Source organism: Sphingobacterium sp. UDSM-2020 (genome assembly GCF_016132525.1).
In the GTDB taxonomy this organism is placed as follows: Bacteria; Bacteroidota; Bacteroidia; order Sphingobacteriales; family Sphingobacteriaceae; genus Sphingobacterium; species Sphingobacterium anhuiense.
Genome location: NZ_CP066166.1, coordinates 2,495,651 through 2,508,442, shown reverse-complemented (window position 1 = coordinate 2,508,442; position 12,792 = coordinate 2,495,651). Strand labels below are relative to the sequence as shown.

General features: G+C 35.9%; 11 protein-coding genes. 6 read left to right on the top strand and 5 right to left on the bottom strand.

All coding sequences use genetic code 11. The annotated features are described in order from the left end of the window. Window positions 1-67 precede the first annotated feature (67 nt). On the bottom strand, window positions 68-457 hold the full coding sequence (locus JAZ75_RS10575; protein WP_021190553.1) for a DUF423 domain-containing protein: 390 nt from the start codon (window positions 455-457) through the stop codon (window positions 68-70). A 157-nt stretch (window positions 458-614) separates the two neighbouring features. On the opposite strand from JAZ75_RS10575, the gene JAZ75_RS10570 reads away from it, so the two are divergent. The 6 genes from JAZ75_RS10570 (at window position 615) to JAZ75_RS10545 (ending at window position 9,231) form a co-directional block, all read left to right on the top strand. Then, the gene (locus JAZ75_RS10570; protein ID WP_208701709.1) at window positions 615-3,254 is read left to right on the top strand and encodes a PQQ-binding-like beta-propeller repeat protein; all 2,640 of its coding nucleotides are present in this window, start codon (window positions 615-617) and stop codon (window positions 3,252-3,254) included. A gap of 117 nt (window positions 3,255-3,371) precedes the next feature. Beyond that, window positions 3,372-4,382 carry a DHH family phosphoesterase gene (locus JAZ75_RS10565; RefSeq protein WP_183917214.1) on the top strand — a complete coding sequence of 337 codons (1,011 nt, stop codon included), beginning with the start codon at window positions 3,372-3,374 and terminating at the stop codon, window positions 4,380-4,382. A gap of 18 nt (window positions 4,383-4,400) precedes the next feature. Further along, the gene (locus tag JAZ75_RS10560) at window positions 4,401-5,384 is read left to right on the top strand and encodes an FKBP-type peptidyl-prolyl cis-trans isomerase (RefSeq protein ID WP_132769008.1); all 984 of its coding nucleotides are present in this window, start codon (window positions 4,401-4,403) and stop codon (window positions 5,382-5,384) included. A 429-nt stretch (window positions 5,385-5,813) separates the two neighbouring features. Beyond that, complete coding sequence (locus JAZ75_RS10555) at window positions 5,814-6,800, top strand: FKBP-type peptidyl-prolyl cis-trans isomerase (protein WP_132769010.1); 987 nt, start codon at window positions 5,814-5,816, stop codon at window positions 6,798-6,800. Between the two features lie 635 nt (window positions 6,801-7,435). Next, window positions 7,436-8,203, top strand: coding sequence for a TatD family hydrolase (locus JAZ75_RS10550; protein ID WP_021188736.1), 768 nt, complete (start codon window positions 7,436-7,438; stop codon window positions 8,201-8,203). Window positions 8,204-8,211: 8 nt separating this feature from the next. After that, the gene (locus tag JAZ75_RS10545; protein ID WP_021188735.1) at window positions 8,212-9,231 is read left to right on the top strand and encodes an asparaginase; all 1,020 of its coding nucleotides are present in this window, start codon (window positions 8,212-8,214) and stop codon (window positions 9,229-9,231) included. Window positions 9,232-9,423: 192 nt separating this feature from the next. Here JAZ75_RS10545 and JAZ75_RS10540 read toward each other — a convergent pair whose 3' ends face one another. From JAZ75_RS10540 to JAZ75_RS10525, 4 genes are read right to left on the bottom strand one after another with little or no spacing between them, the layout of a single operon-like run. After that, window positions 9,424-10,722, bottom strand: coding sequence for a bifunctional folylpolyglutamate synthase/dihydrofolate synthase (locus tag JAZ75_RS10540; RefSeq protein ID WP_208701706.1), 1,299 nt, complete (start codon window positions 10,720-10,722; stop codon window positions 9,424-9,426). A 12-nt stretch (window positions 10,723-10,734) separates the two neighbouring features. Then, window positions 10,735-11,562, bottom strand: coding sequence for an energy transducer TonB (locus JAZ75_RS10535; RefSeq protein WP_132769014.1), 828 nt, complete (start codon window positions 11,560-11,562; stop codon window positions 10,735-10,737). 59 nt (window positions 11,563-11,621) lie between these two features. Next, the gene (locus tag JAZ75_RS10530; protein ID WP_132769016.1) at window positions 11,622-12,029 is read right to left on the bottom strand and encodes an ExbD/TolR family protein; all 408 of its coding nucleotides are present in this window, start codon (window positions 12,027-12,029) and stop codon (window positions 11,622-11,624) included. A gap of 43 nt (window positions 12,030-12,072) precedes the next feature. Beyond that, entirely contained in the window at window positions 12,073-12,774 is a 702-nt protein-coding gene (locus JAZ75_RS10525) for a MotA/TolQ/ExbB proton channel family protein (RefSeq protein ID WP_132769018.1), read from the bottom strand. Between the last annotated feature and the right edge of the window lie 18 nt (window positions 12,775-12,792).

The window sequence follows — 12,792 nt, the reverse complement described above, 5'->3', positions numbered from 1 at the left end:
AAAAATAAGCCCTCGAAAAAACGTTAATTTCTCCGAGGGCTCATCTTACGGTAATAAAACCGTTAAATTATGACTTATTCTTTAATGCAGCAACGAAAAGTGCTGCCCAACCTACTATAAAGGCGACCCCACCCAGCGGTGTTATTGGGCCAAGAATAGCTGGATTTCCAAAACCTGTAATTTCGCGCACACTTAACAGATATAAAGAACCTGAAAAGAAAAGCAATCCAATTATAAAGGCTATAAATGAGACACGGATAGATGCAGTTTTTGCCCGCGAAAAAGTGGACAGAAACAACAAAGCCAAAGTATGGTAAAAATGGTACTGATTGGCAGTTTTCCAAGTTTCGATATGTTGTTCACTAATCTTACCTTCTAAACCATGCGCACCAAAAGCGCCTAAAATAACAGCTAGTGCACCAAAAAATGCAGCCACTAGGATGATTCTCTTATTCATTAATCGAAAATTACGTCTATATTTTATTAATGCTGGATAAATGTATCAAATCTTCCTCAGAAAAGGAGAATATTTGTTAAATTTATTGTTACAAAGGAGTACTTACATTTGTGACAACTCAGGTTCCAGATATTTTTTAGTACGTTTGTTATTAGATATGAGAAATACGATTATTGTTACTGTCCTACTTTTTATAGCCGTAGTTGCGGCTTCCATCTACTACTTCTCCGACAGCAGCAGCAAGCAAGAAACTGCGACAAAAACACTCCAGTATTTACCTGCTGATACCTACTTTATTGCAGCTTTCAGAAATAACGAAACAACGGATACAATTTTCCAGAATTTCGAACTGTTTGAAGCAATTCAGGGAAAACAAGATTTTGACAATCTCAAAACAATTAAGCAGGATTTCTTAAGTGCGGCATCGATTAAAGGCAAAGTGCAAGATGTGGAAGTCATTCTTTCCTATCACCCTACAAAATCGGGTATGGCATCATTATATACGGTCGGTCTGAATGAAAAAATAAACGATAAGACCTTAGAAGCTTTATTTCAAGGTGTAGATAAAAAATACAAGAAAAATCAAACTGACACGCTAGGTCACCGCATTTACAGTTTTGATAAGGGTATTAAAGATTCTGTGCTGTTCTGTACACTTCATGAAAATATTCTTTTTGCTGGTTATAATCCTTCAATAATCCATCAGGTCATTGATAAATCGGTTAAAAAATTAGATCATAAGCAAATTGAATTCTTCATCAGTCAAAACAGTAAGAATACTCCGTTAAGTCTTTATTTTAGTAATAATCAAATTGCAGCTCTAGCAAAAAAAATCATGCGCAGTAAGTTTGGCATGTATCTTAATCAAATTGATTCATTACAAGGATCTACAGCCTGGAATCTAAACTTCAAAGATGATGCATTAATTTTTAAAGGAGAAACGCAGCTTAACCTGAATCAGCATAACTATCTGCAACTTTTTGCTCATCAATCACCACAAGTGCAAACTTTAGCTAATTTTTTACCAAAAAACACCTCTTCCTACATTAACTATAGCCTTTCTGATATCAATAGCTTTCATCGCTCACTTAGCGATTTATTTACCTATCGAAAGGAAGCTGATAAAATTAAGAGCCATCAAAAGCTCATTGAGAATGAAGGAAAAGTAATCTTTCAAACTGATATTTTACCTTTATGGAATGATGAATTTGCAATTGCGGAATTGGATAATGAGAATATTCTAGGTCTTGTTAGTTTAGCTGATAGCAGTAAATTTATAGAAACTTCAAAAAAAATAAGCCGCAATCAAGGAGATGATATCTACCAATTTGATTATTCCAACATTCTTTATTCAAGTTTCGGAGATCCCTTCAAAAGTTTTCAGCGTCCATACTTTACAAGAATCGGAAAAGTACTTGTTGTGGCAAATCAGACCGGTGTTCTACGAAAGTACCGTCAGGCTTATTTCGATAACCAGATGATGTCTGGAACAGCCATCTTCAAGAATCATAGTGCCATTCAGAGCAACAGAGCGAATGTTACGTTTTATATCGAACCTGAAACAGCGAAGAATACAATCATTAATAACTTAAAGTCGGAGTATGCTAAAAACTTCAGAGATAAGGAACTTTTTGGTTATCAAAATTTTTACTCGACTTCTTTGCAAGTAAGTGGAAATGCTGGTGGATTTATTTCAGGTTTTTATGCCTTATACAAATCTAAAAATCGTTTTGGAGGGACTGCAGCATGGACATTTCAAATGAACTCAAAATTAATCAATAATCCTTGGGTATTTAATCAGACTGAAAACAGCAAATTTATTTTAGTACAAGAGCAGGATCATACGGTCTATGCACTCAGCCCTTCTGGTAAAGAATTATGGAAAACACTCTTTCAGGGAGAAATTTTAGGGCAACCGATTCAATTGCAGGACCGTAGTATACTGTTGAATACCAGAAGTCGTCTGTATCGTTTTTCTCCTGATGGAAAGTTAATACCTGGTTTTTCTGTGGGTTTACCGAGCAATGCCTCTGCAGGTCTTACACTGACAAATTTCAACAATGAAAAAAGAATCTATATTCCGTGCTCAAACCAGATAGCTGTATACGATCTGACGGGAAAAAAGATCGAAGATTGGAAAAATCCAAGCTTGGACAGCAAAATTTTATTTGATTTGAAAGCAGCTACAATTGCTAATCAAAATTTTATCATTGCAGGAACCAGCCAAGGGTCAGTTTACTTTTTTAATGAAGCAGGTACTCTTATCCGTAAAGAAGAGCTTAATGTCAATGGGCAAAAGTTAAAGAACCCAATTGGGTTGATAACAACTTCGGATATGAAGAATTCCTTTGTTATTGTACCGAAAGATAAAGGAGAAGTGATTAAAGTTCCTTTCGAGGGAGATCCGATCAAATTAAAAATTGGCGATTGGGGCACAAACTTTACGTTCAACTTTGAAGATGTGAGTGGCAGTGCGGATAAAGATTACGTTGTTCTTAGTGACAATAATCTATCTGTGTATAACCAGAAAGATAGCACTAAATATTTTGCATACAAATTTGTGGACGATGTCAGCAACAGACCTTTATTCTTTAAAGTGACAAACAATAACGATCTTGTTGCTGTAGGTACAGATAACCGTATGATTTATATCTTCAATGAAGATGGTCTTGTAAGAAATGGCTTTCCTGTAGAAGGTATGTCAAAATTCTATTTTGGTCCTATCGATTTCGGGAATAATTCATCGTATTTAATTAGCTCTAAACGAGATCACAAAATTTATGTTTATAAATTTTAACAAATTGTATTTCAAAAATTTAAAAACAAAAATCAAAAATCAAAAACGTCTCAAATGTTTATAAAAAAATGCTATAAATATTTTTTTTTATAGTAGGTTTGCAGACTTAATACGAATATGCTGACATCAGAACAACTAAAAACACTTTTATCAGAACCTAAAAGAATTGTAATCACTACGCACTTCAAGCCGGATGGCGATGCGCTGGGTTCTTCATTAGGTCTATTTTATTGGCTAAAAGCCCATAAACATGATGTAAGCCTTATCGTTCCATCCGATTTCCCATCCTTTTTAGACTGGTTACCGGGTTTAGAACATGTGCGCATTTACACCAAAGAAGTACAAGAAAATCAAAAATTAATTGCCGATGCTGAAATCATTTTCTGCCTTGATTTTAATGGACTGTCCCGTATCCATGATATGGCAGTTCCTGTTGAAAACGCGACAGGTATAAAATGTATGATTGACCACCATCTTGAACCTCAAGGTTTTCATGATTATGAATATTGGGATCCTAAAGCTGCGGCAACTGCACAGCTAATTTTCAGATTTATAACAACAGAAATGCAAGATGCTGGCAGTATCTCTGCAGATATGGCAACCTGCCTGTATACAGGCATTATGACCGACACAGGTTCATTCCGTTTCCGTTCTACCACTTCAGAAATACACCGTATAATCGCGAGCTTGATCGATTGTGGCGCAGAGAACTGGGCTATTCACGAGCTGATCTATAACAGTTCTTCGGAAGGAAGGTTAAAATTCTTAGGATACTGCTTACTCAATCGTTTAGAAGTATTCCCAGAGTACAACACGGCCATGATTTACGTTACACAAGAAGATTTAAAAAGCTTCGAAGTGATTACTGGAGATACCGAAGGACTTGTGAATTATGCATTGTCAATTAAAGGAATTCGATTAGCTGCATTAATTATTGACAGAAAAGAACAAATTAAATTATCTTTGCGCTCGATTGGTGATGTTCCATGCAATGAAATATGCAAAACATATTTTAATGGCGGTGGTCATCTCAATGCATCTGGAGGAAATTCACATGATGATCTACAAACGGTTATCAATACATTTAAATCCGCTTTACCGAATTATAAAGAAATATTAACAAAATAAGATAGCAATAAAACTGAAATGAAGAAATCAATTCTATTATTCGCGGCATCAGGACTATTATTAACTGCTTGCCAAAATTTTAAAAAGGCTGAAGGTGGCCTAGAATACAAAATCGCTAAAGATGCTGGTGCTGAAAAAGCTGTATCTGGTGATTTATTGTCGGTAGACATGGTTGTTAAAACAGATAGAGATTCATTATTAAATAGTACTTTTGATGCTGGAATTCCACAAATCGTACAATTATATCCAGATAGTATCATCAAACAAAACCCAGGAGATCCAACAGGTTTATTTAAACTTGTAGGTGAAGGTGATAGTTTGGTATTTAAAATCGATTTAGATTCTGTAGCTGCCAAAACACAACAACCAAAACCAGCATTTGCTGATAAATATATTATCTATACGATTAAAGTTCAAAAACACTTCAAAAAAGGTAAGTTAACTGATCAACAATTAGGTGAGCAAGTTACGAAGTATTTTGAAGCAGAGACTGCAAAATTAAAAGGCGCTGAAGCTGGAAAAGTTGAAGCTTTCTTGAAAAACAACAAATTAGCACCTAAGAAAACTGCTTCTGGTTTGCAATATGTTGTTACTAAGGCTGGATCAGGTAAAAATGCGGCTGTTGGCGACACTGTAGTTGTTAACTACATCGGTAGATTGACAAACGATAAAGTATTTGATACTAACCAAGCTGATCTAGCTAAAAAACATAACAAATTTAATCCACAAAGACCTTACGAGCCTTTACGTTTACATTTAGGTGTTGATGGCGTTATTACAGGTTGGACTGAAGCTTTCCAATTACTGAACAAAGGTTCAAAAGCTACTTTGGTTATTCCTTCGGTTTTAGCTTATGGCGAACGTCCTGCTGGAGAAATCCCTCCATATTCACCTTTAATTTTCGATGTGGAAGTTCTTGACATTATCCCTGGAAAAGCACCTGCTGCAGCTCCAACGACAATTCCTGCAACAACGACACCGGCTACGCCTGTAAAGAAATAAGTACAGAAATTATCAAAATGAAAAGCACTTATCGGATCACCGATAAGTGCTTTTTTTTGGGCGGACCTAAATTTAAAATTTATACTATATTTTCACAAGAATCACCTTTCCTTTATATCCAAATTAGGTTTAATAAAAATTCAAATCGCATGATTTTCTTTAAAAATTTTTAATGTTTTCTTTTGCCTTCCATGATAATTTAAAAACCATGTTTAAGCAGTTATCATAGCTATTTTTCATATCCATCTTTCCATTTTTTTACGTAAAAATTACTGCCAGAACTGAACAAATTAAATTATCTTTGATCTGAGATGTTTCCTTCCATAGAATAGGAAGACTATTTAAAAGGAACAGAATCTCAATACGACTAAAGTCGTATGACCAGATTATAAGAATTAATAAAAAAAATAAGAAAGCAATTAAACTTAAATGAAAAAATCAATTTTACTATTCGCGGCATCAGGGCTTTTATTAACTGCTTGCCAAAACTTTAAAAAGGCTGAGGGTGGCCTAGAATACAAAATCGTGAAGGATGCTGGTGCAGAAAAGGCAGTTGCAGGTGATTTATTGTCGGTAGATATTATTCAAAAATCTGATAGAGATTCTGTCATGTCGAGTACTTACGATGCAGGAGTTCCACAAATCCTACAATTATATCCGGATAGTATCATCAAACAAAACCCAGGAGATCCAACTGGTTTATTCAAATTTGTAGGTGAAGGTGATAGTTTGGTATTTAAGATTAATTTAGATTCTATTACGGCTAAAACAAAGCAGCCAAAACCTGATTTTGCTGACAAATACATCATCTATACGATTAAAGTTCAAAAACACTTCAAAAAAGGTAAACTTACCGATCAGCAATTAAGCGAGCAGGTTACGAAATATTTTGAAGAACAGAACGCTAAGTTAAAAGGGGCTGAAGCTGGGAAAGTTGAAGCGTTCTTAAAGAATAATAAATTAGCAACTCAGAAAACAGCTTCCGGTTTACAATATGTAATTACAAAACCAGGATCAGGTAAAAATGCCGCTGTTGGTGATACAGTAGTTGTTAATTACGTTGGGAAATTAGCAAACGATAAAGTATTTGATACCAATCAAGCTGATCTTGCTAAAAAATATAAAAAATTCAATGCACAAAGACCTTATGAACCTCTTCGTCTACATTTAGGTGTAGATGGTGTTATAACAGGCTGGACGGAAGCTTTCCAGTTATTAAACAAAGGCTCAAAAGCAACATTGGTTATCCCTTCTAATTTAGCTTATGGCGAACGTCAGGCTGGAGAGATTCCTCCATATTCGCCGTTAATTTTTGACGTAGAAGTTATTGACATTATTCCTGGAAAAGCTCCTGCAGCTGCTCCAACAACAATTCCTGCAACAAAATTGACACCTGCTACACCAGCAAAAAAATAAGGACATAAATATTCAAGAAAAAAGGGCTTATTGGTAATTCAATAAGCCCTTTTTCATTGGTCTTCTATTTCCAAATGTTGATAAACCCTTCAATGCGATAAGGATCAATAATTAGCTTGGGCATTACGCAAAATTGGCTTGGTTAAGTCCATAATTATCAGAATTTTATTATCTGTAAAACTTTTAGCAATTTGCTTGAAATGGTGACCTGACAAAGTGTACTTAAACAAATAAAGAGGAAATAAGAATAAGTAAGCGTTTGATTTTTATATCAAATGGATGGATGAGTGATTACATCTTTTCTAATTGACGGGATAGATGAGTGCTATAAATCCCATAGTAAAAGGAAGGAATATGCATTATTTAGGTGATTTAGCTACAATATTCTTAAATACAGGAATTTTATCCTGTTCTAAATAATAAAACAGTTAAAATTTTGATCAAATATTTCTCATTTTTAACAAAAAATCAAAAAAAAAGCTGTGCAGTTTTATATTCGTAATAAAACAGCTATATGAGTTTCTAATTTTCAAAGCATTGGCGCTATATCCATCACCGTGATAATGACTAAGTTTCATCAAATTAGGTCGTTTCATCCTAAACATTTATTTTTACCGTCGCTATAACTATAATCCATGTTACTAACAGATACCCATACCCATATATACTACCACACCGAAAACGATTCATTAGCAGAACAAATGCAACGTTGCTTTGATAAAGATATTCATCGCCTTTTTCTTCCAAATGTCAATAGTGCATCGATAGCTGCAGTCATGAAAACTGTTGATGCATACCCAAACAACTGTTTTCCGATGCTCGGTTTACACCCCTGTGATGTAAAAGAAAACTATCAAGAAGAACTAACAAAAATCTATGCGGCACTGCAGCAACACAAAGTGTATGCTATCGGAGAAATTGGCCTAGACCTGTATTGGGACAAATCTACTTTGGAGATTCAAAAAGATGCTTTTCGTCAGCAGGTACAATGGGCTAAAGATCTTAATTTACCAATAGATATTCATTGTCGTGAGGCTTTTGACGAATTATTTGAATTATTAGAAGAACTAAAAGATGAAAAACTTTTTGGGGTACTACATTGCTTTACAGGAAACATTGAACAAGCGCAACATGCTATCGATCTGGGTTTCGCACTGGGTATTGGCGGAGTTGTCACTTTTAAAAAAGCGGGGCTTGACGAAGTGGTTAAACAGATAGACCTACAACATATTGTACTGGAAACTGATGCGCCTTATCTTGCTCCGATGCCGTTTCGAGGCAAACAAAATGAAAGTAGTTATCTGTACTATATAGCACAAAAAATAGCTGACATTAAAGAATTACCAATAGAACAAGTAGCGGCAATAACAACTGAAAACTCAAAAAGAATATTTGGAATCTAACTCACATCATGCATAACATATTTATCATATACACAGGTGGCACCATAGGAATGGTCAAAGACGAAACGGGAACTTTCGTTCCCTTTGACTTTGAATTAATCAAGCGCAATCTTCCAGATCTAAGTCGATTAAATTATAAATTAACCGTACATTCCTTTAATCCCATTATTGATTCTTCCAATATGAAGCCTGAAATATGGATTGAAATGGCACAGATCATTAAGGACAATTACGATGAATATGATGGTTTTGTCATCTTACATGGATCAGATACCATGTCATTTTCGGCTTCGGTTTTAAGCTTTATGCTGGAAGGGTTACAAAAACCCGTCATTTTATCAGGTTCTCAATTACCGATCGGAGAAATTCGCACCGATGCAAGGGAAAATATGATGACTGCCTTAGAAATTGCGTCTACAAAGCATTTTGGGGTCTCCATGATTCAAGAAGTATGTATTCTATTTGACAATAAATTATTTAGAGGTAACCGATCTTTCAAATATAATTCGGCAAAATTTGAAGCTTTCCGTTCCCCCAATTATCCGGTTCTTGTAGAGGCAGGTATTCATCTCCAATACAATCAAGATGCTTTATTAAACAACAGTGGTAAAGAGTTTATTTTGCATACCAAACTTGACGATCGCGTGGGTGTTCTGAAATTGTTTCCAGGTATAAGTCCTAGCACAATCAGAGCAGTATTAAATTCGGATGTCCGTTCTATTGTTATGGAAACATTTGGCTCCGGAAATACCACTACCGATCAATGGTTTTTAGATTTGCTGAAAGAAGCCATTGATAACGGTAAGAATATTTTAAATATATCACAATGTAAGGTTGGTTCTGTTGAACTGGGGCGTTATGAGACGAGCACTGGACTAAAAGCGATTGGAGTACTCAATGGTTATGATATGACTTTTGAAGCTGCTGTAACAAAGCTCATGTACCTACAGGGTGAATGCGAAGATCAAAAAGATGTTGCCTATTGGATCGAAAAGGATATCAGAGGTGAATTGACTATCAACGATTAATTTTTTCATAAACTGAATTGAATTTGGATAAATTTTACATAGGATAAAATTCCCGGCACTTGAAGAAAATTCGAAAATTGGGTAATTACTTAACTACAATCTTGTGGCATAAAAAAGAGCGAGCAGATCTAAAGATCTGCTCGCTCTTTTTTTTTGCTTTACTTTACAATAGCTGTCTTATCAGGCAGCACATTAGTTTATAGCGGCAAGCACTTCTGATACCACAAAGTTACTTCCTCCTATAAAAATTAAATCTCCGTCCTGATACTGTTTTTTTGCTGCTTCAAAAGCTTTTACGACAGGGCCATATGCATTTCCTTTTAGTCCCAATAGATGTGCTTCAGCTGCAAGTTCTTCTGAAGGCATCGCTCTAGGCATATCAGGGTTACTAAAATAATAGATCGCATCTGTAGGTAACAATGGGAGCATATGTCCTAAATCTTTATCCTTCATTGCTCCTATTACAAAATGCAATTGCCGATAGTTTGTATGGGCTAAATTTTTCAGAACTTCCCTAATTCCATCCTCATTATGTCCAGTATCGCAAATGATAAAAGGTTTTTTGGAAAGTGTCTGCCATCGACCTTGAAGGCCGGTAAAAGACTGTACTTTTCGCAAACCATTTTTTACATCGTCCTGTGACAGATCATAACCTCGTGTCCGCATATGATCAACAATCCGCAAGACACCTAATATATTTTTTGATTGATACGTTCCTTTTAGATCTAATTCGTATTGCTCGATATGACCTTCCTTATCCTTGGCTTCAATCAGTAAATGATCTTCATTAATGGCTTTAATTTCTGATTGCAATTTGTCGGATGCAAACTCAAGCGCTGCATTTTCAAGCTTAGCTTTTTCTAGAAATACAGGCGCAGTATCTTTATGATATTCCGATACGACAACAGGAGTATCTTTTTTTATAATACCTGCTTTTTCAGATGCTATAGCTGGAAGCGTATCACCCAACATATTCATATGGTCAAAACCGATGTTAGTGATTAAGGATACCAGTGGCATGATGACATTTGTAGAATCAAGACGACCACCTAAACCAACTTCAATGATGGCAATATCAACGTGCTGTTTTGCAAAGTAATCAAATGCCATAGCCACCGTAACCTCAAAAAATGAGGGTTGAATCTCTTCAATCAGTGCATGCAGATTATTCACAAAATCAATAACAAATTGCTCATCGACCATCTGTCCATTGATACGAATACGTTCCCTAAAATCTAATAAATGTGGTGAAGTATACAGGGCTGTTTTATATCCTGCCTCTGCAAAGATAGAAGCCAACATGTGAGAGGATGAACCTTTCCCATTCGTACCGGCAATATGAATAGATTTGAATTTATCTTGTGGATTTCCTAACGCATGAAGTAATGCTAAGGTATTATCTAAATCCTTTTTATAGGCGGATGCCCCGTCACGGGTAAACATAGGTAATCGAGCATATAAATACTCGATTACCTCATTATAATTATGCATTGACAATAAATTTTATCTTAGTTTAAAATTGAATACAATTCTGCCTGTCTGAGAGTCAGGCGCATTTGGCAATTGATTCAATCGAGCTCCACGAACAGCTCTTTCACATTTTTCCAATAAGCTTGGATCCGTGATGGTTGTACCTTTCACTCCGGCACGTGCATAAATGATCACTCCCGATTGGTTGACGCGGAACTCAACAGCTACTTTACCAGCCTGCTGTCCATTATCATCAATCTGAGGTCTCTGCGTAAAACTTCTGTTTTCAATTGAAAGCATCATATTACCGTTTCCAGAACCACCTTCACCATAATTACTGGCTAAAGGATCACCTAATTTACTACCTTGATTGCCAGGTACCGTTCCTGTACCATCACCAGAACCTGTGCCGTTATTCTTTTTGCCTTTATAAAGGGCATTCGAATTTACTGCAGGTTTACTGTCCTTCACTTCTTTTGTTGTTTCAGGCGCAACTGTTTTTACGGGCTTTGAAGCCTTCGTAACAACGGGAGCATCTTCAACATCTTGTGTCACGACTGCTTTGTCAGCGACCTGCTGTGAAGGTGTAGGTGTCGGTATTTCTTCTGGAACGACGCGATCTGGTTTTACATTATTAGCATTGGGATCTACAGAAGGTTCTTCAACACTCATGTAATCATCGCCCATGCCTTCTTCTGCTGTACCATAATTCACAACCATACCGCCCATACCGTATTCATCGGGCATTTTAGTTCCAAAAATGACAAAGAAACTTATCAATACCAAAATCCCCATTATAGCAGTAGAAATCCCTAATGCTTTGGGGAAGTTATTTTCCTCATGTTGAAGATGGTAAGCCATGTATTTATCTCCTATTCTTTAAAATTAGAACTTAAACCTTAAAAAAGGTTTAAAACTCTTTAATCTTTCTTTGGTTCTGTCGCCAAAACAACTTTTATTTTCAAGCGGTTGGCAATATCCATTACTGAAATCACATTCTGAATAGGGACTGAATTATCAACATACATCATGATCGTCAATTCTTCTCCTGTCCTCATTTGCGATTGGATTGCTGCTTCTAATGCATCATAAGGTACAACTGCCTTTTCAACATGGTAAGCTAAATCCGAGGTAATCGAAACCGTCAATGTTTTTTTGGATACAGACTGCTCTCCAGCACTGGATTTTGGAAGTAATAACTTCACAACCTGCGGATTGGAAACAGCAGATGCCAACAAAAAGAATAACATCAGAAAGAACATGATGTCGTTCAATGCTGAAGTATGTACTTCAGCTGCTGGTTTATTTTTTCTACTTCTTAGATTCATTATTCTAAATTTTAATTGATTAATTAGCTATACGACCCTGCGATTATGCGCCAGGTTCATCTAATAAATCAATAAATTCAACTGCATCTGTCTCCATACGTAAGATCAAACGCTCCACCATCATATTTAGGATATGGTAACCAATATATGCTAAGATACCAACTGTTAAGCCAGATGCCGAAGCTACCATCTTCACATAAAGACCTCCGGATACTGAACCAATATCAATACCACCAGCCATCTCTACTTCATGGAAAATTGTAATTACTCCAAAAATTGTTCCTACGAAACCAAGCATCGGCGCAATACCTGCAATAATACCTAGAATATTAATGTTCTTTTCCAATTTAGCAACCTCAAGTTTACCTACATTCTCAATAGCACCTTCAATATCTTTGATTGGACGTCCTACACGTAGTAATCCCTTTTGCAACATACGTCCTAATGCTGAGTGACTCGAACGGCAAACTGCTAAAGCAGCGTCCAATTTACCAGAAAGCACACTTGCTTTTACTTGTGACATTAGTGAAACATCATACTTTGCAGCTTTACGAATAGTCAGAAAACGCTCAAAGAAGATGATCAAACCAATAAACAACAATAATAAAATGGGAACCATAATCCATCCCCCCTTCATCATCATTTGAATTAAGCTCAAATTTTCGTCTCTTACTACAGGTACTGCTTGCTGTGCAGCTTGATTAACGGTGTCCAAAAGATTGCTGTCGCTTTGAATCAATGACATAATAATTTATAATTTTAA

Coding starts and splice junctions, on each gene's coding strand:
- JAZ75_RS10575 (WP_021190553.1), bottom strand. CDS start 457: ATGAATAAGAGAATCATCCTAGTGGCTGCATTTTTTGGTGCACTAGCT.
- JAZ75_RS10570 (WP_208701709.1), top strand. CDS start 615: ATGAGAAATACGATTATTGTTACTGTCCTACTTTTTATAGCCGTAGTT.
- JAZ75_RS10565 (WP_183917214.1), top strand. CDS start 3,372: ATGCTGACATCAGAACAACTAAAAACACTTTTATCAGAACCTAAAAGA.
- JAZ75_RS10560 (WP_132769008.1), top strand. CDS start 4,401: ATGAAGAAATCAATTCTATTATTCGCGGCATCAGGACTATTATTAACT.
- JAZ75_RS10555 (WP_132769010.1), top strand. CDS start 5,814: ATGAAAAAATCAATTTTACTATTCGCGGCATCAGGGCTTTTATTAACT.
- JAZ75_RS10550 (WP_021188736.1), top strand. CDS start 7,436: ATGTTACTAACAGATACCCATACCCATATATACTACCACACCGAAAAC.
- JAZ75_RS10545 (WP_021188735.1), top strand. CDS start 8,212: ATGCATAACATATTTATCATATACACAGGTGGCACCATAGGAATGGTC.
- JAZ75_RS10540 (WP_208701706.1), bottom strand. CDS start 10,722: ATGCATAATTATAATGAGGTAATCGAGTATTTATATGCTCGATTACCT.
- JAZ75_RS10535 (WP_132769014.1), bottom strand. CDS start 11,562: ATGGCTTACCATCTTCAACATGAGGAAAATAACTTCCCCAAAGCATTA.
- JAZ75_RS10530 (WP_132769016.1), bottom strand. CDS start 12,029: ATGAATCTAAGAAGTAGAAAAAATAAACCAGCAGCTGAAGTACATACT.
- JAZ75_RS10525 (WP_132769018.1), bottom strand. CDS start 12,774: ATGTCATTGATTCAAAGCGACAGCAATCTTTTGGACACCGTTAATCAA.